This is a genomic window from Butyrivibrio sp. XBB1001 (assembly GCF_000424505.1).
Taxonomy (GTDB): Bacteria; Bacillota; Clostridia; order Lachnospirales; family Lachnospiraceae; genus Butyrivibrio.
Window position 1 is genome coordinate 1 of the sequence record NZ_AUKA01000016.1, and the last position, 24,566, is coordinate 24,566.

At 39.0% G+C, this 24,566-nt stretch carries 19 protein-coding genes and 1 rRNA gene; 18 read left to right on the top strand and 2 right to left on the bottom strand.

Translation table 11 applies throughout. The features are described from left to right. The 9 genes from G631_RS0112685 to G631_RS0112725 form a co-directional block, all read left to right on the top strand. Nucleotides 1-259: ribosomal RNA gene (locus G631_RS0112685) — 23S ribosomal RNA — on the top strand; the annotation flags it as partial. A 265-nt stretch (nt 260-524) separates the two neighbouring features. Further along, nucleotides 525-1,424, top strand: a complete 900-nt coding sequence (locus G631_RS0112690; protein WP_026489772.1) for a chemotaxis protein — start codon at nt 525-527, stop codon at nt 1,422-1,424. 111 nt (nt 1,425-1,535) lie between these two features. Then, complete coding sequence (locus tag G631_RS20330; protein WP_026489773.1) at nt 1,536-2,354, top strand: hypothetical protein; 819 nt, start codon at nt 1,536-1,538, stop codon at nt 2,352-2,354. Then, the gene (locus G631_RS0112700; protein ID WP_026489774.1) at nt 2,351-4,813 is read left to right on the top strand and encodes a hypothetical protein; all 2,463 of its coding nucleotides are present in this window, start codon (nt 2,351-2,353) and stop codon (nt 4,811-4,813) included. The genes G631_RS20330 and G631_RS0112700 overlap by 4 nt, the downstream gene beginning before the upstream one ends. A gap of 36 nt (nt 4,814-4,849) precedes the next feature. Next, on the top strand, nt 4,850-5,467 hold the full coding sequence (gene hisH / locus G631_RS0112705; protein ID WP_026489775.1) for an imidazole glycerol phosphate synthase subunit HisH: 618 nt from the start codon (nt 4,850-4,852) through the stop codon (nt 5,465-5,467). 16 nt (nt 5,468-5,483) lie between these two features. Further along, the gene (hisF, locus tag G631_RS0112710; protein WP_026489776.1) at nt 5,484-6,245 is read left to right on the top strand and encodes an imidazole glycerol phosphate synthase subunit HisF; all 762 of its coding nucleotides are present in this window, start codon (nt 5,484-5,486) and stop codon (nt 6,243-6,245) included. 34 nt (nt 6,246-6,279) lie between these two features. Next, entirely contained in the window at nt 6,280-6,957 is a 678-nt protein-coding gene (locus G631_RS0112715; RefSeq protein ID WP_026489777.1) for a uracil-DNA glycosylase, read from the top strand. A 113-nt stretch (nt 6,958-7,070) separates the two neighbouring features. Beyond that, nucleotides 7,071-8,354, top strand: a complete 1,284-nt coding sequence (locus G631_RS0112720; protein WP_026489778.1) for a diaminopimelate decarboxylase — start codon at nt 7,071-7,073, stop codon at nt 8,352-8,354. A 15-nt stretch (nt 8,355-8,369) separates the two neighbouring features. Continuing rightward, nucleotides 8,370-9,248, top strand: a complete 879-nt coding sequence (locus G631_RS0112725) for a tyrosine-type recombinase/integrase (protein ID WP_026489779.1) — start codon at nt 8,370-8,372, stop codon at nt 9,246-9,248. Nucleotides 9,249-9,341: 93 nt separating this feature from the next. Here the strand turns inward: G631_RS0112725 and G631_RS0112730 are convergent, their stop codons facing one another. Both G631_RS0112730 and G631_RS0112735 read right to left on the bottom strand, forming a co-directional pair. Then, nucleotides 9,342-10,370: a 3-deoxy-7-phosphoheptulonate synthase gene (locus G631_RS0112730; RefSeq protein WP_026489780.1), complete on the bottom strand. Its 1,029-nt coding sequence runs from the start codon at nt 10,368-10,370 to the stop codon at nt 9,342-9,344. Between the two features lie 76 nt (nt 10,371-10,446). Further along, nucleotides 10,447-12,384, bottom strand: coding sequence for a TaqI-like C-terminal specificity domain-containing protein (locus G631_RS0112735; protein WP_026489781.1), 1,938 nt, complete (start codon nt 12,382-12,384; stop codon nt 10,447-10,449). A 140-nt stretch (nt 12,385-12,524) separates the two neighbouring features. Here G631_RS0112735 and G631_RS0112740 point away from each other — a divergent pair, with 140 nt between their 5' ends. From G631_RS0112740 to G631_RS19160, 9 genes are all read left to right on the top strand, one after another. Next, the gene (locus G631_RS0112740) at nt 12,525-14,072 is read left to right on the top strand and encodes a TolB family protein (protein WP_026489782.1); all 1,548 of its coding nucleotides are present in this window, start codon (nt 12,525-12,527) and stop codon (nt 14,070-14,072) included. Between the two features lie 9 nt (nt 14,073-14,081). Beyond that, a complete protein-coding gene (locus G631_RS20335) occupies nt 14,082-14,726 on the top strand; it encodes a C39 family peptidase (RefSeq protein WP_051197227.1) in 645 nt (214 codons plus the stop codon). A 261-nt stretch (nt 14,727-14,987) separates the two neighbouring features. After that, nucleotides 14,988-16,832, top strand: coding sequence for a C1 family peptidase (locus tag G631_RS0112750; RefSeq protein WP_026489783.1), 1,845 nt, complete (start codon nt 14,988-14,990; stop codon nt 16,830-16,832). 311 nt (nt 16,833-17,143) lie between these two features. Then, on the top strand, nt 17,144-17,500 hold the full coding sequence (locus tag G631_RS0112755; protein WP_026489784.1) for a hypothetical protein: 357 nt from the start codon (nt 17,144-17,146) through the stop codon (nt 17,498-17,500). Nucleotides 17,501-17,873: 373 nt separating this feature from the next. After that, nucleotides 17,874-19,082, top strand: a complete 1,209-nt coding sequence (locus G631_RS0112760; RefSeq protein ID WP_026489785.1) for a cobalt-precorrin-5B (C(1))-methyltransferase — start codon at nt 17,874-17,876, stop codon at nt 19,080-19,082. Between the two features lie 44 nt (nt 19,083-19,126). Continuing rightward, nucleotides 19,127-20,221 carry a tryptophan--tRNA ligase gene (gene trpS / locus G631_RS0112765; protein ID WP_026489786.1) on the top strand — a complete coding sequence of 365 codons (1,095 nt, stop codon included), beginning with the start codon at nt 19,127-19,129 and terminating at the stop codon, nt 20,219-20,221. Beyond that, nucleotides 20,221-21,666 carry a glycogen synthase GlgA gene (gene glgA, locus G631_RS0112770; protein WP_026489787.1) on the top strand — a complete coding sequence of 482 codons (1,446 nt, stop codon included), beginning with the start codon at nt 20,221-20,223 and terminating at the stop codon, nt 21,664-21,666. Before trpS ends, glgA begins: the two co-directional genes overlap by 1 nt. Nucleotides 21,667-21,739: 73 nt before the next feature. Then, nucleotides 21,740-23,437, top strand: a complete 1,698-nt coding sequence (locus G631_RS0112775) for a putative polysaccharide biosynthesis protein (RefSeq protein WP_026489788.1) — start codon at nt 21,740-21,742, stop codon at nt 23,435-23,437. A 21-nt stretch (nt 23,438-23,458) separates the two neighbouring features. Beyond that, nucleotides 23,459-24,505, top strand: coding sequence for a hypothetical protein (locus G631_RS19160; RefSeq protein ID WP_035789812.1), 1,047 nt, complete (start codon nt 23,459-23,461; stop codon nt 24,503-24,505). Nucleotides 24,506-24,566 lie beyond the last annotated feature (61 nt).

Sequence of the window (24,566 nt, forward strand, 5' to 3'; positions counted from 1 at the left end):
AGGAGCTGTCCTTAGTACGAGAGGACCGGGATGGACGGACCGCTGGTGTATCAGCTGCATCGCCAGATGCATAAGGCTGGGTAGCCACGTCCGGAAGGGATAAACGCTGAAGGCATCTAAGCGTGAAGCCCCCCTCAAGATGAGATATCCCTGCTTCGGCAGTAAGACCCCTTAGAGAGTATGAGGTTAGATAGGCACAAGGTGTAAGCACGGTAACGTGTTCAGCTGATGTGTACTAATAGGTCGAGGGCTTATCCAAGAAGGTTAGGAACGATTGAAAGAAGGATTTAGATTATCAGTGTTCGGTTTTGAAGGTACAAATTTAAACGAAAAAAGAAAAATATAAAATTGATATAAATGATTTCTTAAAAGACGGTCAAATGGCCGTCTTTTTTGATTTTTTGTATTTATTTTATTTAATCTATGCTATACTAAATGAGGATATTCAATTAATTTTCAATCGGTTTTATGTTAGTTTTGTAAGTTAACATCCTTTTTTTTATTTCATTTAACGAGGTGAGAGAATGGAATCAAAGATCCTGCTTGAAAGTGGTAACAATGAATTAGAAGTCCTTGAATTTAGAATTGATGACCATTGCTATGGTATCAATGTAGCTAAGATTAAAGAGATTATTGTGTATCAGGAAGTTACTCCTGTACCAAATGCACATCCTAGTATTGAAGGTATTTTTATGCCTCGTGATACTATGATAACAGCTATCGATCTTAGAAATTGCCTTCAGCGTGGAGCTTCAAAAGCGGGTGGGCTTTTCATTATTACAAACTTTAATAAGCTGGACATAGCTTTTCATGTTGATTCAGTTGTAGGAATTCATAGAGTTTCATGGGCTGATATCATTAAACCTAATGCGACTATTTCAAAAGCTGAAGAGAGTATCTCAACTGGTATCATTAAGTTTGAGAATCAGCTTATCATTATTCTTGACTTTGAGAAGATTGTGTCTGATATCAATCCTAACACTGGTCTTAATATGGATGCTCTTGGAGATATTGGATCAAGACCTAGAAACGAGGTACCTATTGTTCTTGCAGAGGACTCACAGCTTCTTAATAAGCTTATTGTAGATTCTCTTAACAAGGCGGGATATAATAATGTAAGACACTTTGAAAATGGTAAGCTTGCATATGATTACATTAAGGCTTGCAGAGATAGAAACGAGCTTGATAAGATCAAGTGTATTATAACGGATATTGAGATGCCTATTATGGACGGCCATAGATTGACCAAACTCGTTAAGAGTGATGATGCTACCAAGGACATTCCGCTTATTATTTTCTCTTCTCTTGTAAACGAGGAAATGAGGAGAAAAGGTGAATCCTTAGGCGCTGATAGACAGCTTTCCAAACCTGAAATCGGAAATCTCGTTGCTGTAATTGATGAACTTGTTAATGCCGGCGGCTAATACTGATTGACGTTCGCTCCCTTTGTTGACTCAGTTTACATAAATGTGTCTAACTGTTTCAATGAAGGGAGTTATTTTTATTTTTAATGAACGAATGGAGTATTGTGCTATATGGAACAAAGCCTTTTGGAGAGAATCAAAGCCTCTGATCTATGTATAATTGGAATTGGCAGCGAATGGAACTGGGTTAAAAAGGGGATAAAATCGGACAGAAGATATTGTCAGATTTTAGAGTATTGTAAGGATGAGGGTAATCAATGGCTTCTACCAATCGTAGAATATGAATACGCATATTATAATTCAAATAAGAAAATAGAAGACGCCTATAGGGGACTTTGCAAGATGCTTGGAGATAAAAAATATTTCCTTGTTAGTGACATTGTTTTTCAGGATGCTCTTCTTTATGGTTTTGACCCGGAAAAGTGCGTCTATCCTTGCGGAAATCTGATGTACCTTCAGACTTCAAGCGATAAGGATGAACTTATCAGTGCGCAGTCTGTACCTGATTTTATGGAACTTGTTGAGAGAATTCATGGAATCATAACAGATTTAGATGGAAATATTGGAGAGGATAGCTCTTTTTCCAGACCTTTTTACAAAGGCAAAGAACTATATCTTAACCAAAAGAGAACGGAATATAGTAAAATAGTATATAATGAAAGTGCATATATTAATAAATGGAACGAGTATATGACTTACCTTTCAAGAACCCTTAATTCCAATTTACTGATTTTGGAGTTGGGAGTTGGTCTTGAGTATCCTACAGTTGTTAGATGGCCATTTGAAAAAATAACTTTTATCAATAAAAAGGCTCATCTGATAAGAGTACATGAAAAACTATATCATCATACTCCGGAGATTGAAGGTAAGACAGATTCTATTCCAATGAATTCAGTTGATTATTGCCTGCAGGAGAGTAAAGGACTATGAGCTCTGACGATGAGAGATATCTCGACAGTCTTCTAAATTCCGCACAATCAAATAAGAACCCTGGATCTGCTCTTAGCAGAATGTCATCAAAAGCTAAGGGCGAAGGAAATTCCCTTGCTTCTGAAACAGGATCAGGGGATCTTGGCGAGCTTGTAAGTAATTCCAATGGAAATGAAGATTTGGCTGAAATTGGAGATTTACTAAACAAGCTTGATAGTGATGAAATAATCGACGAAAAAATGGCAGACTTATTAGATAATATTGAGTCTCCAACAGATGAAGGCATTCCGAATTTTACAGTTGGAAAAGATGTATCTGCTCTGGATACAAGGGATCCGGAGGAAATAGCTTTAGATGAAGCTATTGCAGATGCTGAGAGAATGGAAGCTGAAATACAGAGCGGAAAATTTGACGACACATCAGCAAATCCTGATGAGAATACTCCCATCGTAGATATTAGTGAAGAAGATGATGCTCTTTCAGAAATGGCTCCGGAGGTTATACTTCCAGAGGATAATGCAATTGCTATGGAGAGTAGTAATACATCTGATGCAGACGAAACACCAGAGGAAATACTGACAGGTTTATTAGATGACATGCCTGGAGACGATTTATCTGCAGCTGCAGATGAGGCCCAGAGCGATAGTTTAAGTGATGTACTTGACAATATTCAGGACTTATCAGAGGGTGATTCTGATAGCCTTGATAATTTATCCCTCGAGGATATTGAGAAATCAATTGATGCAATAGGAAATGAAGAGCAGGTTCTTGATCAGATAGATGAGCCAATAGTAGAGCCGGCACAGGATGAAGCTACTGCACATCAAGAAACTTCAGAAGGTGAAATGGAGAATCTTGATGATCTCATGAAGGATATGGCAGACTTGGACTCACTGACAGAAGATCCATCTATGGGCGCAGCAGATACTTCTGACTCTTCTTTGGAAGAAAAACAAGAAGAAAGCACAAGTGATGAAGTTTCATTGGAAGATATGGAACAGATGATGGACGATGTGCTTGAGGAAACAACTTCCGAGGATGGAACAGCAGATGAGCCTGCTTCCGAAATCGAATCATTAGAGGAAAGCTTAACAGATGAGATGCCATCAGAAGATGGAGCATCTGAAGCAGAATTGTCAGAGGAAACATCTTCAGACGAAATATCTTTAGAAACTACAGATGAAACTACAAGTGAGGATGCATCTGATGGAAAAGAAACTACGCAAGATGCAGATAGTACGGAAAGCTCAGAAAGCTCTGAGGATGAGTTTGATCTTGGAAATCTGGAAGCAAGCCTTGACGATCTTTTAGGAGAAGATGCAGATTCCGCCTCTTCTACAGAGGGAGAAGTTGCTGAACTAGCTGATTCATCAAATGAAGGTGCTGATCATGGGGCAGAGGGAGAAGATGTCTCTATGCCTGATCTAGACGCCCTCATGAACAGCCTTGCAAGTGATGAAATCGAGGATTTGGAGAGTACTGCCAAGCAGGATGAAGAGGCTGGCGTTGCTCAGGATGAAGAAATACCTAAGGAAGAGATTCTCGAAGCCCTTACAGAAGAAGGTTTTGATGATGGCGCGGAGGAACCATCACTTGATGATCTTGCTTCTATACCTGAGAAAGGCGAAAGTAAGCAAGAAGATTCGGAAGATGATAAAGGCGGTAAAGGCAAGAAGGAGAAAAAGGAAAAGAAGGGTTTGGCAGGCTTTTTTGCAAAACTGTTCAAAACCTTAACTGAAGAGGAAAATGAGGGGCTTGCAAGTCTGACAGATGAAAATGCTACAGTACTTGAAGAACTTGCAGGGGAAGAAAAACCCAAGAAAGAAAAGAAAAAGAAAGAGAAAAAGCCTAAAAAGGAAAAACCTAAAAAAGAGCCTAAACCTAAGAAAGAAAAGCCACCAAAACCTAAGAAGGAGAAAAAGCCTAAACCTCCAAAGGATCCAGAAGCTCCTGAGAAGGTTATGTCGCCAAAGAAAATTGCTATTTCAGGCATTTTTGCGGCTAGCATAGGTATTTTCTTCATGATTCCGGTTTTGGTACTTCCAGAGAGAATAGCAAATAATAAAGCTTCAAGTGCTTATACTCACAGGGAATATACTACTGCATATAAAATGCTTTATGGAAAAGAACTAACAGAAGATCAGTCAATTATTTATGAGCAATCAAGAGTTCTAGCATGGGCACAGAGGTATCTTTCAGGATATGAGAACTATGTGGCCATGAACATGAAAGAAGAAGCACTTGACATGCTTCTTATGGGAATGAGAAATAAGGAGGATCTGTTAGAAGAAGCTACCAAATTCAATGTTGAATTTGAAGTACAGGGCGTGTATTCTAATATAGAATCGTTGCTTTTGGAAAAATATGGATTGTCTGAAACAGATATTTCAGATATAAATTCCATAAAAAAAGAAAGAGACTACACCATAAGACTAATGGAAATTGTAGGAACTCTATAGAAGGCATCGATATCTATCTTGGGAGGCACAAGCTATATGGTTGCTATTATTGATTACGATGCTGGAAACATAAGGAGTGTAGAAAAAGCCTTTGATTATCTTGGGGCTGAGACAATCCTTACTAGAGACAACAGGGAAGTCCTTAGAGCTGACCACGTGGTACTGCCTGGCGTTGGTTCTTTTGGTGACGCTATTAGGAAAATAGATGAGTATGGACTTAGGTCCACAATTAAGCAGGTTGTGGATGAGAAGATTCCATTTATGGGAATATGCCTGGGCCAACAGCTTTTATTTGATTCAAGTGAAGAATCAGTAGGAGCTTGTGGCCTGGGCATTTTACGTGGGAAAATAGTAAGTATCCCTGATAGGGACGCTGAAGGAAATAGTTACAAAATACCTCAGATTGGCTGGAATAGCCTTAAGTTTCCAAGAGAAGGCAAATTATTTAAAGGTATTGATGAGGGGGCTTACGTTTATTTTGTTCATTCTTATTATCTTGATGCAGAGGATAAGAGTATTGTGACAGCTACATGTGAGTATTCGACTACTATTGAAGCTTCTGTAGAGTCCGGAAATGTGTTTGCCTGTCAGTTCCATCCTGAGAAAAGTGCAGAAGTTGGAATGCAGATACTAAAAAATTTCCTGAATGTATGAGAATGGAGGCAAATAAATGTTAACAAAGCGCATAATACCCTGTCTTGATGTAAATAATGGAAGAGTAGTAAAGGGAGTTAAATTTGTAGATCTGGTAGATGCCGGAAATCCGGTTATGGTAGGAGAAGCCTATTCTAAAGCAGGCGCTGATGAACTTGTATTTTTGGATATTACAGCATCCAACGAGAGAAGAGCTACAGTAGCGGATATGGTCAGAGAAGTGGCTAAAAAGGTATTTATCCCCTTTACAGTGGGCGGCGGCATCAGAACTGTAGATGATGTCAGGGCAATTCTCAGAGAGGGTGCTGATAAAGTTGCCATGAATTCTGCAGCAATTGACAGACCTGAGCTTATAGCTGAGGCTGCTGATAAGTTTGGAAGCCAGTGCGTTGTTCTTGCTATGGATGCCAAGAAAAGAGAAGATGGCAGCGGATGGAATATCTACAAGCATGGTGGCAGGATCGATATGGGAATTGACGCCATTGAGTGGGCTAAAAAGGCTGTTTCTCTGGGTGCTGGAGAAATACTATTAACCAGCATGGACTGTGATGGTACCAAGAAAGGGTACGACCTTGAACTTACAAGGAAGGTTTCAGATGCAGTTGGCGTTCCTGTAATTGCTTCAGGAGGCGCAGGGAATATGGAACATTTTTATGATGCTTTGACAGAAGGCGGAGCTGATGCAGCTCTGGCAGCATCTCTTTTCCATTTTAAAGAACTTGAAATCTGTGATCTAAAGAAATATCTAAAGGACAAAGGCCTTTCTATCAGGCTTTGATCAATAATCTATTTAATAAAGGCGGCATAAAGACATGGCAATGGTTTCTGGGGACTGGTTACCAGCCCTTAATGAGGAGTTTCACAAGGAATATTACAAAAACTTATTTGAATTTGTTAAAATAGAGTACAGTACTCATGTAGTGTATCCTCCATCTGACGATATATTTAATGCACTTCACTTAACTCCACTAAAGGATGTGAAGGTGCTTATTCTGGGGCAGGATCCATATCATGAACCTGGACAGGCTCACGGCCTTTCTTTTTCTGTTCTTCCAGGCAAGGCTGATACGCCGCCTTCACTTCAGAACATTTATAAAGAGCTTAATGATGACCTGGGGTGTTATGTTCCCAATAACGGGTATCTTAAAAAGTGGGCGGATCAGGGAGTTCTACTGCTTAACACAGTTTTGACTGTCAGAGCGCATCAGGCCAATTCTCATAAAGGAAAAGGCTGGGAGAATTTCACAGATGCCATAATAAGAGCTGTAAATGAACAGGATAGACCAATTGTATATATGCTCTGGGGGAAACCTGCGCAGATGAAAAAGAGTATGCTTAATAACCCCAAGCATCTTATCCTTGAGGCACCGCATCCTAGCCCATTATCGGCATATAGGGGATTTTTTGGTTGCAAGCATTTTAGTCAGTGCAATGAGTTTCTTAAAAAGAACGGAATTGCTCCAATTGACTGGCAGATAGAAAATATATAAACCGCTTTTTTGTTTGGTTTATTAACATATATTTGTACTTGCATTGTTGCACGTTACTATGTTAAAGTGTATATTAAATTGTTTAAAATCTATATACACTGCAGGAGAAATATATTATGAAGAAAGCTTTCGTTACAAAAGAACAGGTGGAAAGCATAGTTAAGAGCTTCCCTACACCTTTCTACATTTATGATGAAAAGGGCATAGTTGAGAATGCCAAGGCTGTATATGATGCATTTTCATGGAATAAGGGTTTTAAAGAGTACTTTGCTGTTAAGGCGACACCAAATCCGGTGCTTATGGATATTTTAATGAAGCAGGGCTGCGGATTTGACTGCTCCTCAGAGACAGAGTTAATGCTCAGTGAGGCAGTAGGAGCAAAGGGCACGGATATCATGTTTTCTTCAAATGATACTCCCCCTCAGGAATTTGTGTACGCAGACAAGCTTGGAGCAATTATTAATCTTGATGATTTCACTCATATAGATTTTCTTGAGAAGACAATTGGCAAGATTCCTGAGACCATTTCATGTAGATATAATCCAGGAGGAGTATTTACATTGAGTAATGGAATCATGGATAATCCAGGAGATTCCAAATATGGTATGACTAAAGACCAGCTTTTTGAAGCTTTCAAAATTCTTAAATCAAAGGGTGCAAAAAAGTTCGGTATCCATGCTTTTCTTGCAAGCAATACAGTTACGAACGAATATTATCCTCAGCTTGCTGGGCAGCTTTTTGAGCTTGCTGTAGAACTTCAGAAGGAAACAGGCTGTAAGGTATGCTTTATAAACCTCTCTGGCGGAGTAGGAATCCCTTATCTTCCTGATCAGGAGCCCAACGATATCAAGGCTATTGGAGAAGGAGTAAGGGAGCAGTTTGAAAAAATACTTGTTCCTGCTGGAATGGGAGATCTTTCTATCTTTACAGAAATGGGAAGATTTATGATGGGACCATACGGAGCTCTTGTGACCAAGGCTATCCATGAGAAACACATCTACAAGGAATACATAGGCGTAGATGCTTGCGCAGTTAATCTTATGAGACCAGCTATGTACGGAGCATATCATCATATTACTGTTCTTGGAAAAGAAAATGATGAGGCCATTTGCACCTACGACATTACGGGTTCTCTTTGCGAGAATAACGATAAATTCGCTATAGATAGAAAACTTCCTAAAATAGACAAGGGAGATTATCTGTTTATCCATGACGCAGGAGCACATGGCTTCTCAATGGGATATAATTATAATGGCAAGCTAAAATGTGCTGAGCTTCTTCTTAAAGAGGATGGAAGCGTTCAGCTCATCAGAAGAGCAGAAAAGCCAAGAGATTATTTTGCAACCTTTGATTGTCTCAGCGTTTCTGCCAAGCTTGATCAAATTATGGACAGATGATAAGGATATAAAAAGATGAAACAGCTTCTGGATGAGTTTATTTTCTATCTGCATACAGTAAAGAAATGCTCCGATAATACAACTGCTTCCTACAAAAGAGATCTTCAGAAGATGCTAGAGTACATGGAAAACAGAGGAGTAACCGCTGTGGAGGAAATAACTCAGGACAGGCTGTTTGCTTATATGGCTTTTCTAAATGAAGAGCATTTATCATCAAACACCATTATAAGGCACAACTCATCTGCAAAAGCTTTTTTCAGATATCTTTTGGAAAACGGCAACATAAATGAAAATCCTGCAGAAAAGCTTAGGGCACCAAGAGCTGTTAAGAATCAGCCCAGGATACTTAGCGCCTATGAAGTTGAGAGCTTATTGTCACAGAGCTTTTCAGATGATAACAAGGGTAAAAGAGATAAAGCCCTTTTAGAAATAATGTATGCGACAGGACTTAAGGCTTCGGAAATTGTTGATCTTAGGCTTAGTAACATAGATATGAGCCTTAATTGTATAAGACTTAGTGCTGACAGAGTAGTCCCCTACGGCAAAAAGGCAAGAGAAGCCTTGGATGATTATCTTTTACATGCAAGACAGGAACTTATAAGTGACAATGAAGCTTCAAGGGACAGGGTCTTTGTAAATTACAAAGGGGAGACCATGTCCAGACAGGGACTTTGGAAACTTATTAAGACCTATGCTGACAGGGCAGGAATAGATAAGGATATTACTTCATATACCCTAAGACATTCCTTCGCAGTTCATCTTTTGGAGACGGGAGCGGACACTCTAGCGGTAAAAGAGATGATGGGCTATACAGATGAAGCTACTCTGGCCAAGTATTCCAGCAAAAAAGGCTTGTCCAAGGACCCATATGAGTGGGCAAGAATAAGAAACTAAACAAGATTAAGAATAATATACTATAAAAGAAGGTAGCACTTGATTTAGGTGCTACCTTCTTTTTAAAAATCGTATTTAAAATTGTTTTTTTGATCAGGCAAGTTCAGCCATCTCAAGGATAAGTCTTTCTGTGTCATCCCATCCAAGACAAGGATCAGTAATGGACTTTCCATATATGCCTTCGCCAATCTTCTGGCTTCCTTCTTCCAAATAGCTCTCAATCATGACACCCTTAACAAGTGACTTGATATCAGAATTAAGGCTTCTGGAGTGAAGAACTTCTTTGGCAATCCTGATCTGTTCCTTGAACTGCTTATTTGAATTATTGTGGTTACAGTCAATAATAGCAGCAGGGTTAACAATCTCACGCTGATTGTAGAGCTGCATGAGAAGGCTTAAGTCTTCGTAATGGTAATTTGGTATAGACTGGCCATGCTTGTTAGAAGAACCTCTAAGTACGCAGTGAGCAAGAGGATTACCATTAGTCTTAACTTCGTAGCCTCTGTAAACAAAATCATGCTCCTGCTGAGCAGCATAAACTGAATTGAGCATGACACTTAATGTTCCGCTTGTTGGATTCTTCATACCTGCAGGAACATCGAAACCACTGGCAGTCATTCTGTGGGCCTGATCCTCAACAGATCTTGCACCTATGGCCACGTAGGAGAGAATATCTGCTACATAGCCCCAGTTCTCAGGATAGAGCATCTCATCAGCTGCTGTAAGACCAGATTCCTGAATGGCCTTGAGCTGCATCTGCCTCATGGCAATAAGTCCTGCATGGAAATCAGTCTTGCCTTCTGGATCTGGCTGAGAAGTAATTCCTTTATAGCCTTCGCCAGTTGTTCTGGGCTTGTTGGTATAGATTCTGGGTATGATAATAAGTTTATCTGAAACCTTCTCACTAACCTTACCAAGGCGCTGAACATACTCACAGACTGCATCTTCTCTGTCTGCTGAACAAGGACCAATGATAACGAGAAACTTATCACTCTTACCAGTAAAGACATCAGAGATCATCTGATCACGCTGAGCCTTGATAGCAGCCAGCTCTTTTGTAAGTGGAAATCTCTCCCTGATCTCATCTGGAGTAGGGAGCTTTTGTATATATTCAAAAGACATTTCTATAATCCTCCTAAAAAACGAAAATCTTGAAACACTATACCACTTTAAACCGCAAAAGTAAACTATGTATTTCTTATTCTGACAATATTTTTACTTGGTCAGCATTTAAATTATAGAGGTTTGCCACACATTTATCTAGTCTTTTTATGGTTTTAAGAATAATTTTCTCATCAAAAGACTGATCATTATTATCATAATAATCTGATATCATTTTAGACATTTTAGTTATTTCTTTTCTTGTGACCTCATCGCAGATGGGGATTGGCAGAGTTTCCAGGGTTGACCTTAGAACCTTTAAATTCTTACAGGTGTGCCTGTAATAAAAGCTCATGGCACTGGAATTAAGGATTGCCATTATATAGTAATTTGAATAACCATTTACATGCGGAACCATGATATTTGCACTGTTTAATGACAATAAAGCATCTCTATCAAGGGCTACTACAGGCTCGTTTGCTATAAACCTGTAAAAGAGCTTATCCTGGGCCCTATAGAGACTTATTGGAGCAACCTGCTGGTATTTATCAGGCGAAAAAGCAGTATAGGTATTTCCTACAGAAATTGAGTATTTGGATATGTCTTTTCCCTTGATTATTGGCTCAAGGCCCTTACTATAGGTGTCTGATAAAAGAGTGCTATTTGCACCGGTCACAATACCAAGTGCAAAGTCACAATTATCCTTAAGGGTAAAATGTGGCACCTCATGCATTTTCTGAAGAATAGCATACTCTGAGTCGTCTGCTAGAATATTGAAATTATCAGAGTCTATGCGATTTTTTGGAACAGTAAAGCTTCTGAGAAGACAAAGAGTTCTGCCACCTTTATTCTGCTTCTTGTAAAAGGACGCCTTTATATGAGAAATATTAAGGCCCTTTGTAAGCTGCAAAGTGATGCAAGGACACTGAACTTTATCAAAGGCTTCCCCCAGATAGCATAACTGCTTGATGCAGCTCATTTTTAATATATATTTCCTGATGCCACCGTGATAGTCAGAGGACAGGATTGTCTCTGGAAGCACAAAACATAGACTTTTTGAGCACTTTAAGGCTTTTTCTACAAAAAGAGTGAAAGACTCAGGCTTACCCTTGCCCTCAAAGGACTCAAAGAGCTTTTTTATGGAATTTATCTGAGGCCTTTTAAAAGCGTAGCCCCAGGGCGGATTCCCGATTACATGATCAAAGATAAGGGATTCTTTTTCTGTATCAAAAAGAAAATCTCTGCTGCGGATATTTGAAAATATCATATCCAGATCATTCTGGCTGGTGATTTTGTATCTGATAGCTAAATTGATCCTTGCTATAGCTATAGCTGTGCTGTCGATATCATAGCCGTAAATATTGGAAAGAGGTACGTTTTCAGGAAGTCTTATAAGAAAATTACCCGTTCCGCAGGCAGGATCAAGGATCTTTTTGCCAGATATCTCTTTTGACGGAATATCGGCAAACACATTTTTAATAAGTTCATCTGCCACAAAGAAAGGAGTGTAGTAGGCTCCTGTAGACTTTTTGTCCTGCATAGAGCGAAGAGACAGATACAGCATTCCAAGGGTATCTTCCTCCGGGATAAGGACAAGCGGGTAGTTATAAGAAACATCAGATTGTGAAGAACTTTTAAGGCTCTTTAACAGGATTTTAGAGATATTCTGTGGCACGCCAGCCTTTTTAAGGAGACCATGGCTATAAGAGCAGAGAATATCTTCGATGTTATTTTTTGAAAAATCCTCACACATAATGAGTTTTTTAATTGTTTTATAATTAGGAGAAGAAGCTGAAATATAAGATTTAGGTATAAAGTTTGAAGACTGCCGTGATTTATTGCGTCTGGATCTAAGATCAGTGGAAGACGCAAGCTCACTAGATTTATCAAGCACATCTTTTTGAGATAGCAAAAAGAAGGCCCCATTTCGCTGGCCCTTAAGTTTCCCAAGCTTTATCCAGTTTTTGATAGTCGCAGAGCTCACTCCAAGAATCTCAGAGGCTTCTTTGACTGATAAAAGCTCACTTTTTTCCATAGATATAATTATGAGAAAATGCCAGAGAAAAGTAAAGTGGAAATTGACGTGTGTGATATTATATTATGAGTCTGGATGCTGAATCAGGCTATAAACTGGTGATTTGCATATTACACGAGTTAAATGAGAGGATAGATTTTATGAAATGTCATATATGCGGAAGAGAAAATGATGGAAAGGTCAGCTACTGTATTTATTGTGGCACACCTATAAAAAACTATAAGAGAAAGAAAATGGCCGGTATAATAGCCGGTATATCAGGACTTGTCATCTTAGCGATTGTAGTATTTTCTGCTTTTGCGATCATAGATGACAGCAAAGGCATGAGAATGGACTATAGTAAGGACGAGAAGATTGTAAGGTATGCTGATATTAACGATATCGAAAACCCCAGGATCTTTATGGGAGACCACATTCTTTTTAGTGAGACCGGCGCTGTACTAGAGGACTTTTTTGAGAAAAATGCTTATTTTGATTATAACGATAATTATGATCACACTATGGCTGCGGTAGAAAATGATGATAAGCTATATTATGTAGATGGACAGCTAAAGCCAAGGCCTATTGGCTATGAAATATATAACTTTATAATGTGTAAGGATGGCGGATATATACTATGTGAAGGTAGTACAGATGGATTGTTTGTTTACGATGTAGATAATGACAGCAGAATTCAGATTGCAGATAGCTGTTATAAAAGCTCAATATCCTCCAATGGTAAGTATGTTGTTTTTTCTGATAATTATTTAGAAAAACAGGGAACTTGGATAGTTTCTTTGGACGATTCTGAGAAAACTAAAATTTCAGATAAGACTCTTAAACCCATATATATTTCAAGAGATGGTAAAAGAGCTTTCTTTGAATATTATGATGATAGTTTGAAACTTATATTTTATTATAATGACGGAAAATGCGAATGCATTGGTTCTGCAGATAATATATGGGAAATAACAGTGAATGACGACTGTACCGATATGTTTTTAGCTGGTGAGAGTGGCTTATATTACTATAATTCAGAAATGGAGTCTTTGAAAAAACTACTAGATGATAATGCAAGAACTTATTACTTGGGAAAAGAAATAATTGGTGTAACTGGAAGTTTATCAGAGATTAATGTTTGTGATGCTCCGACCTTCAGAAAATGCTTTATTACTGGCAACCACAGCTTCTACTTTGAGGATGAGAATACAAGGCTGTTAAAACTTGATGGATTCGTGTATAAAGAACCATATAAAATAGATGAGGACTGCGGATGGTTATATGAGAAAAACAATGGTATATTCCAGGCAGTAAGAGTTACCGCAGAAGGAACAGAATATATGGATATTCCTGGGGTAGACTTTAAGGTTGAAAGTCTAGCCGGGGATGAAAACTGTGATACTCTCTGGCTTGTCAGCTCCGATAATGAGTTATATGAATATCACGATGGCAAGCTTAACTTTATTTCAACGGCTGAAAATGGCTACTATGATCTAAAATATGATAAATATGAAGAAAAGCTATTTTTCCTGGACGATGATTGCCTTTGCTCTGTAAAAAAAGGAGAAAAGCAAGTTGTAAGAGAGTATGATGGATGTAAATATGGTGTTGTAATAAAGTATATATATGATGATTTTATTGCAATTTCTGATGAGAAAAAGCGAGATGTGGTCAGGATTTTCGGCAATTATGTTGATGTAAACGAGTAAAGGGTGCATATGACTAAAAAAAGAAAGCCCTATGGCGGAATAAGTATTATTACCAAATACTTACAGGAACAATATGGAGAAAGAGGCGTTCTTGTTAAAAGAGGACGTCCTATTGTCATGGATCAGAGATCTATGGAGGAAATCAGTGGCCGCAGGACCAGGAACTGTTCTGTTGTAGCTGTAGCAAGAGTAATTGACTACTACAGAAGAACTATGAAGCTTCCTGGGATTCCAGAGGATATTCGTGAAATATACAAGGATGTTGAGGAAATCGCAGAAAGCTACGGTTATACAGACAAGAGAGGGACAGTTCCATTCTTTATTTCTGGTATTGCCAAGGAAGCTTTTGCAAAATATGGAATAAAGACAAAGTGCAGGGGAGTATATGTCTGGACCTTTGAGAAACAGGTGGTAAAAGAAATCTCGGAGGGAAGGCCGGTCATAATGAACATAGCAAGGGGCTATTATAAGGACCATACTATAGTAGTTGCAGGCTATAGCATCTGGCGTGTGGGAGAAAAGCTTTATCCTATGCTGAGAGTAGTTGATGGCTGGAAAAAGGGGTATCATTATATAGACTATGAAGCCTTTGCAAAAGATATATCCCAGTCATTATTTGGTTCATTTAATACGATTGTAGTAAAATATATATGATATAGGTGTCATAATTCATAATGATTACATGTTTACATGATAATCATTATGAATTATTGACCCGAACAAATATGAGGAATTAGCAATTTACGAAGTAAATTAGCGGTTTCCGAATATTTGTAGAATTGCGAAAATGACGTATGTCATGGAGCAATTCGTATATCATATCCATGTAATTTACTGCCAGTAGTCATGGAGCAATTCGTATATCATATTCATAGAAATTGCTGCCAGTAGTCATGTTTTTTATGAGGGCCCAATATGAAGAAAAAAGTTCTTATAAGCGCTTCAATTCTTGTTGCAATTGCGGTGGTGATATTTCTTGTAATAAGCCAGATGAGTTATGTAAAAGAAAACCCATCAAGGCGGGATGGGCAGGTGGTAGAAGGCGCAGATGCTACAGACTTAGATGGAGTAAATGGGGAACTTGATGAAAACTATCAGGCAGCTAGCTCAAACTCCAAAAACACAGAAGCGGCCTCTGAGAGACAGGAAGCAGATAGTGCACTTATGGCGTCTTTAGAGTCAATGGGGGGAGCAGAGCCTGTTTCCAAGGACGTTGAAAGTGTTGAGGTAGTTCTTTTGCCTGAGGCGGTCACTATTGAAGAGGGAGATCTTGGCCTCTTTTATGGGAATGATGATTTTTCTGATATTATTCCGGTAGACATTCATTCCTTTTCTTCTGAAGAAATTCCTGAAAAATACGATTCAAGAGATGTTGATGGAAAAAACTATGTAACCCCTGTTGAAGATCAGGGATATACCTATCTGTGCTGGACCTATGCTTCTCTCGGGGCAATTGAAAGCGATATTTTAAAGCATTATCCTGAATTTTCAAGGAATGAACTTGACCTTTCTGAAAAACACCTTGCCTACTATAACATGCATAAAGCTGAAGGGTCAGTTAATGGATATATAGACGGAGACTACAGAGAATTCGTTAACGCAGATAACGAAGAAGGCGCATGGATCTTTGACTATGATACGAATTATGTTGCAACAGGCGGAGTAGCAGACTTTGTAATAAGCCTTCTGACAGCCTGGAAAGGGCCTGTTTACGAACAAGGGAATGATAGCTTTAACAGCATCTACGGAGAAAAATATCTTTTTAAGGATAATGCAAGCCTTCCTTCACCAGCTTATACTAGCTCTTTCCATGTGCAGAATGTCCTCCAGATATGTTCTAATATCGACAATAATAAAATGATAAAGCAGATGATAATGGAACATGGGGCAGTGACCTGCGGAGTTTGCGCAGACAGTAAGTTCTTTAGCGGACATAATCTGAATCTTTATTCTGATTTTGGAGGAGCTAAGATACCTACTGCAGATCATGAAGTCATGATTGTTGGGTGGGATGATTCCTACAGCAGATTTAATTTCAGGATGACGCCGCCTTCTGATGGAGCCTGGATTTGCAGAAACAGCTGGGGGAATAACTCTGGGGAGAATGGATTCTTTTATTTATCCTATTACGATCAGACTACTGGCACAAATAACGTGGCAGCCTACGATATAGCCCTTGAGGGAGACAGTGATTTTTATGATCACAACTATCAGGCAGCAGGCTTTATCACCTACATGATAAGCACGCTTGAAGATTCAGATAACTATGTTACAAGCTATAGCGCTTCCACTAACCCTTATGGAATGCTATACACTGCTGCAGGAGATGAAAAGCTAAAGGCTATTGGCCTTATGGGGCTAGATACTTATCAGCAGTATAAGTTTGATATTTATGTTAATCCCAGGGTAAAAGATAACGCGATTCAGTTTTCTGATTTAAAAGAGCCTGCGGCTAGTTTTAAAGGCAGCGCTATAAGCGGAGGTTTCCATACATTTGAACTTGAAAAAGAGATAGACCTGGCAGCTGGGGATGAGTTCTTTATTCTGGTTAGTCCCTACACCCCAGGGAGAGTCGTTTTTGAGAGTGCTGTAGATGCCATCAGTAAGCCTAATTATGATGAGTGGGATAATCTGACTGGCAACGTTCACAACTGCTATAATGCCAGCGGATGCAGCTTTTATATAGTTGGAGATGGAACAGGACTTGAAAGGCAGGAAGATAAGGACTTTTTTGTAAAGGCCTACACAACAGACAAATAATAAGCAATAAAAAAGAGGCGATAGGGAGTCGTCTCTTTTTTGTTCCACAAGATTTTTTTGGGAGGAGGGCTGCTTAATGGGGAGTTAAGCAGCCCAGGTATGAAAAAAGTTTTGTTGGGGGAGTGAGAATTTTTATTCTCACTAAATATATCGGTGGGTAAATAAAAAACTTAACAGTATTTAGAGAAAAAATATTGCTAAATTATATACGCAATAACGATAATAATATTGTGCAAAAATGTCAGAACGGATGTTTGAAATTTTAAAGATAATGTGTTATATTGTGTTTAGTACAAAGAAAGGCACAAGATATGGCTAAGAATATAAAAGAAGTAGATGAGATTAGTACAACAGATAAGTTAAAAGCGCTTAAGACGCTTAAGGATGCTGGATTTAGAGTAGAATTTAGCGGAAGCGGAGTACCAACAGTAATCAGCATGCATCTGGAAGATATGGACAAGGATCTTAAAAAGGTCAAGAAACTTCTTAAAGAGCTTAGATACAACGGAAGCTTTGGCGTAAGAGGCCCCAGGAAGACTGATGGATTATTATCTGAATCTGGTGATACAGCTGCAGAAATTGAAGCTGAGGCACAGATTGAGGAGAGTACAGACAATTCCGAACAAATAGCAGCTTCAATAGAAGAAAATGAGATTCTTACAGCATAATGTATATCAGCCCTTACGGGCATAATAAAACCACCTATTTTGAATTAAATAGGTGGTAATTTTTTTGGGAGGAGGGGTCGACCAGTGGGGAGCCGATCGACCCGGTATGAAAAAAGTTTTGTTGGGGGAGTCAGAAGTTTTACTTCTGATAGATATATACTAGTATCTAAATATGGACAAAAAATGGACGATTTATAAATTAAACATAAAGTAAATCGAAATAATAAATAATCAAAGTACGATATATAGTTAATTGTTGAATATTTCTTTGGGTTTTCAACGAAATATTGTATAATGGAACTAGGTATATGATGTTGTAGGAATGTTTTGCAAACACATAATATTGTGGTTTTTAATCTGTGAAAGGCCAAATATGGATAGGTTTACAACACGAGATTTAGGTAATCAGAATGTTTCAATAGCAAGACTATCAACAGGCGAATGTGCTGCTGCGGCTGCACACGCTGCTTCTGCGGATCTTCTTTTCAGGATCAGACATGAGACAGTAGAAATAGCAGGTACTGTAAATAAACTATGCCAGGTTCGAAGAAATGATGAAGGGTGCGACCTAAGAAAATCTGAATATATTGCAAGCTTCGAAGGCGGCAATCCTCCTGATATAAAGGATAAAGCCCAGATAATAGCTACTGTTTCATATATCGATGACTTTAATGCCATAAGCGAAAATGCTTTTGTGAGCCCTAGCCATCCCAATCTTTTTCTTACTGGAGGAGAGGGCATTGGTACGGCTTCAGGAGGTGCTGCCGGTTTTTTAAATGGTGAAGCCCTCATAGATGCAAATACCAGAAAGATGATCTTTGACACAGTTGGTGAGATATGCGAGGCGTCTGATGGTGCTCAGCTTCTTCTTATCACAATAAGATGCCCTGAAGGAATGATGATCGCTGCAAGTGCTGCCATGGGACAGACAACCTTTACTGGCGGAATATCAATAATTGGTGAGTATTCTAAGCTTTGTGCTGTTCATCAGAGAGATATAACAAAGTCTGTAGATGATCAGATAAAGAAGCAGGTTGATATGGGGGTAAAGAGCATTTTGGTTGCCCCTGGATCTTATTGTGCCGACCAAATTGATAAACAGCTTCATTTGCCTCTTAAAACGGCAGTGTACTGCTACAATTATCCTGGACAGGCTATTGACAGCTGCGTATCCATGGGAGTTGAGAATTTTCTTCTTGTAGGAAATGTGGGTAAGCTCGTTAAGCTTGCTGCCGGCATAACTAATACAAATTCCTATGCGTCTGATGGTAGAAGAGAAATATTTGCGGCCCATACAGCTATAGTCGGCGGAACTGCAAGTCAGGTAAGAACAGTAATGAACTGTACAACCTGCGATGAGATACTGGCTCTTTTTACCAATTGGGGACTTAGGGACAGAGTAATGATGAGCGTTATGAATTCCATAAATGAATATGGAAATATAAGGAGCAGAGGGAGATTAAATCTGGGAGTTGCTCTTTTTTCAGAAGAGTTTGGGCTCCTTGGCCAGACAGCAGGAACAAAAAATGTTCTTGTAAAGGTTTCACAGGAACAATTTGCATTGTCACTTAGGCTAAAATAGAGTATTCTATATAGGATACTATTTTTGTTAGGAGATATTGGGGAATGAGTAAGATAATTTTAACTGGAGACAGGCCAACAGGTAAGCTTCATGTAGGCCACTACGTAGGATCACTTCGTAGAAGAGTAGAGCTTCAGAATTCCGGGGAGTTTGATAAGATCTTTATTATGATCGCAGATGCTCAGGCGCTTACTGATAACGCTGACAACCCTGAGAAGGTCAGACAGAACATCATTGAGGTAGCGCTTGATTACCTTGCTGTTGGTCTTGATCCTGAGAAATCTACATTGTTTGTTCAGTCACAGATTCCAGAGCTTACAGAGCTTTCATTTTACTATATGAACTTGGTAACAGTTTCCAGACTTCAGAGAAATCCTACTGTTAAGTCTGAAATTGCTATGAGAAATTTTGAGACCAGCATTCCTGTAGGTTTCTTCACTTATCCAATCAGCCAGGCAGCTGATATTACAGCTTTCAAGGCTACAACAGTTCCTGTTGGAGAAGATCAGGAACCTATGATCGAACAGTGCAGAGAAATTGTTCACAAGTTTAATTCAATCTATGGTGAGGCTTTGGTTGAGCCACAGATTCTTTTGCCTGATAATGCAGCATGCTTAAGACTCCCAGGTATTGATGGTAAGGCCAAGATGAGTAAATCACTTGGAAACTGCATTTACCTTTCAGAGGAACCTGATTCTATCAAGAAGAAGGTTATGAGCATGTTCACAGATCCTAATCACCTTAGGGTTGAGGATCCAGGCCAGGTTGAAGGCAATCCCGTATTTATCTATCTTGATGCCTTTGCTAAAGATGAGCATTTTGCTGAATTTGCTCCAGAGTATGCTAATCTTCAGGAGATGAAGGAGCATTACAGCCGTGGCGGACTTGGTGATGTTAAGGTCAAGAAATTCCTTAACAATGTTCTTCAGACAGAACTTGAGCCTATCAGAAACAGAAGGAAAGAGTTCCAGAAGGATATACCATACGTTTACGAAGTACTTAGAAAAGGAAGCCAGGTAGCTGAGGAAGTTGCAGCTTCTACACTTAGAGATGTGAAGAATGCAATGAGGATCAACTACTTTGACGATAAAGAACTTATAGCTATGCAATCTGCAAAGTATGAGGAGACACAAGACTAATGAAAAACATCCTGTTTGTAGCTTCAGAAGGTGTACCATTCATTAAGACAGGCGGACTTGCTGATGTAGTAGGTTCTCTGCCCAAGGATATCGACAAGAGATATTTTGATGTTCGTGTAATCCTGCCGCTTTATAAGTGTATAGGTCAACCACTCAGAGAGAAGATGGAATATGTTTCCAACTTTTACATGGACTTCCATTGGAAGAATGAGTATGTTGGTATTTTTAAAGCAGAAGTTGACGGGATAAAATATTACTTTATCGACAACGAGTTTTACTTTAACGGTATGAAACCATATGGAGATGATGTGCTTTTTGAGATTGAGAAGTTTGCATTTTTCTCCAAGGCAGCGCTGTCAATCCTGCCTGTTATAGATTTCAGACCTGACATTATCCATTGCCACGATTGGCAGACGGGTCTTGTACCTGTATACCTTAAGGAGAGATTCCAGGGAAGCGAGTTCTACAGGGGAATCAAGGCGGTTATGACTATTCATAACCTTAAATTCCAGGGCAAATGGGATATCAAGGCAGTTCAGGATATCACCGGTCTTCCGGATTATTATTTTACCCCTGACAAGCTGGGACTCTTTAAGGATGCCAACCTTCTTAAGGGTGGTATTGTATATGCGGATGCCATTACTACTGTAAGTAAGGCCTATGCAGAAGAAATCAAGACTCAGTTCTATGGTGAAGAGCTTGATGGACTTTTAAGAGCAAGATCTGGCGACCTCAGAGGTATTGTCAATGGTATAGACTACGATGATTTCAATCCTGAGACAGACAAATACATTCCTTACAAGTACAATGCCATTAACTTCCGCAAGGAAAAGGTCAAGAATAAACGTGCCCTTCAGAAAGAGCTTGGGCTTAAGGAAGATGATAAGTGCATGATGATTGGTATTGTTTCAAGACTTACTGATCAGAAGGGCTTTGATCTTATTAACTACGTTTTAGATGAACTTTGTCAGGATGCTATTCAGCTTGTTGTACTTGGTACAGGTACTGAGCAGTATGAGAATGCTTTCCGTCATTTTGACTGGAAGTATCATGACAAGGTTTCTGCAAATATTTATTATTCAGAACCTATGTCTCACAAGATTTATGCTGCGTCAGATGCATTTTTGATGCCTTCATTATTTGAACCATGTGGCCTTTCACAGCTCATGGCTCTTAGATATGGCACTATTCCTATTGTTCGTCAGACAGGCGGACTTATAGATACTGTAGAGCCGTATAATAAATTTGAGAGCACTGGAACAGGCTTTGGATTCCTTAATTACAACGCTCACGAGATGCTTGGAACGATCAGAGAGGCTGAGCATGTATATTACGATCAGAAGCGTGAGTGGAACAAGATGATCGACAGAGCCATGGCAGTTGATTTTTCCTGGAAGGTTTCTGCAGAGAAATATCAGGAAATGTATGATTGGTTGAAGCCATGATAGTAAGGACCTGGCAAATGTCAGGTCCTTCATTTTTGTAAAAATAGTTCATATGAAAAGAGTTTTTTAAGTTATGAATATTGATGCTGAAAATACTAGCAAAAAAAGAGGGCTTCTTATGCAGGCTGGAATTCTGGCAATGGCTGGGATCATCAGCAGGATAATAGGCCTTTTATATAGAAGCCCATTGGCAGCGATAATTGGCGATGAAGGAAATGGCTATTATACAGCAGCCTACGCCATGTATTCTATTGTGCTGCTTATTTCTTCTTATAGCATCCCATCAGCTATGTCCAAGATAATATCTTCAAGGCTGGCTCTTGGAGAATTTAAGAATGCCCATAAAATCTTTAAATGCGCACTGGTTTATGTCTCTATAGTGGGATTTGTAGGAAGTCTGATCCTGTTTTTGGGTGCGGATATTCTTGCTGCAGGGAGAAGCGCAGTAGTACTTAGATTTTTTGCTCCAACTATATTTATTTTTGGATTTCTTGGAGTATTAAGAGGATATTTTCAGGCTCATAAGACCATGATTCCGACATCTATATCCCAGGTTGTAGAGCAGGTCTTTAATGCACTTGTAAGTGTTGGTGGAGCATTATTTTTGACAAGACTTGCAGGAGAGGCTGATACGTCCAAGAGAGCTATGTATGGCGCTATTGGTAGTGCTCTTGGCACAGGAAGCGGTGTTCTTGTAGCACTCCTTCTTATGATGCATGTCTATTACACAAACAGGAAGGAAATCAGAAAGCGCCTTGATAGTGACAAGGGTAAAGAGATATCAAGTAAAGAAATCTATAAGATGATAATTCTGATTGTCACTCCATTTATACTTAGTACTTTTATCTACAATCTTTCTACTTCTCTTAATGCGACGCTTTTTAGCAGAATTCTTATGGATGTAAAGAAAATGGATGAAGCTGCTGTAGCTGCCATGTACGGCGTTTTTAATGGCAAGTCTCTGGTTATTACCAATCTTCCAATTGCATTTGCAAGTGCTGCCTCAGCAGCTATGATTCCTGAAATATCAGGACTTTATGCAAAGGGCGACAAGGAAGCTGCCAGCATAACAATATCCAAAGTGAACAAGATAATTCTTTTAATAGCTATTCCAAGTGCAGCAGGATTATTTGCGCTTTCCAAGCCTGTTATGATGATCCTGTTCCCTCAGAAAGCATCTATTGATGAAGCTTCCATGCTTTTAAAGATACTAGCAGTAACAGTTGTCTTTTATGCCCTGTCTACAGTGTCAAATGCTGTACTTCAGGGAATAGGCAGGGTCAATATCCCTGTGGTCAATGCACTTATAGCCCTTATAATTCAGACAGCAACATTAAGCATTTTATTGCTAAAGACTAATCTTAATAATGTGGCTCTTTGCATTGCGACTATTCTTTATTCACTCCTGATGTGCATATTGAATTCAAGGGCACTAAAGAAGTCTATTGATACATCAAACAGCTTTAAAAAGACCTATGTACTTCCCACTATTTCAGCTGTAGTTATGGGAGTTTTTGCATATCTGACATACAGACTGGTTTCCTTTGGGGCTTATAAGAGCCTTAGACCAGTAGGTATTTCTTTTGATGAGTTTATGTATTCTGATTACTTCGTAAACGTAGTTGCCTCTGTTATTGCTATATTTGTAGCCATAATTGTTTATTTTGTTGTCCTTATCAGAACAGGCGGAGCTACACAGGAAGAAATAAAGCGTTTTCCAAAAGGGGCTTCTATAGCAAGGCTTCTAAAGAGAATGCATATCCTTAAGTGAGATTTGAAATGAGGTGATGTGATGCGTATAAAAATGGGGACTATCATTTCCATTTTTGTATTGGCTTTTTTTATACAGGGATGCACTAAAGATACCAAATTAGAGAATACTGAATTTGATGGGACTAAGTACCTGCAGATCTCAGATCTTACAGACGCAGCAGCAAATCTTGAAAACTATGCTCAAAGCGCAGAAGTAGTAGAAAATCCAGATTATGCTCTGAGTGTTCCCACCTATATTACAAAGATTGATGGAATCTGGTTTATTGTAGACTGTTACCACAACAGAGTAGTTTATAATGACAACGTAGATGAATCCCTTACTGGTTTCGATATTATGTGTTCAGAGGCGGTCATGCCACACACCATAGCAGGGGATGGGACAGTTTATCTTATAGATGATACAGAAAATAACAGAGTACTTATCTATGAGAAGAGTAGCGGAAAATTTATCCTTACCCAGAAATTTGATAATATTGGAGTCAGACCCCATTTTACAGTTTATGATGAGGCTACAGATACCTTTTATGTCTGGAGCTCTGAAAGCGGGGAACTATATTGCTTTAGGCATACCAAGGACTCCAGCAGAATGTATCTTACTGAGATCAGGAAAATAGACGAACTTGCGGATACCTATGTTAGATCTTTTACAATAATAGATGGTGACATTTATTTCGTCTCAGGAATATCGGAAAAGGGAGCAACTCCAAGAATTCTTAGGTGTGATCTAAAAAACCTGAAGATCAAAAAAGAATATCCCGTTCCAGATCAACTTGCGGGAATGGCGCAGCTATCTTTTATTGAGGGGAAATACTATATTACTGTTTCAACTGATATTACAGGTAATCAGGATTACGCCACAATTGTAAGGGCAGATTCTCTCGAGAATTTAGCAGAAGGGAAGTTTGAAGATATTTATTCCAGGTACTTTGTGGGTGGAGGAACACCATACTATATCACGAAGGTGGATGATACCTACTATTTGACTGAGCATAGATTAGCCTCGCACTCTATCTGGAGTTTTAAGGTAAAGGATGGGGAAATATGCGATGTTCAGACGCTATACTGAGCATAGGCACGTATTTTTCGAAATTGTATTGGATGGATCCTGTAATTAGGGATTAGAATAA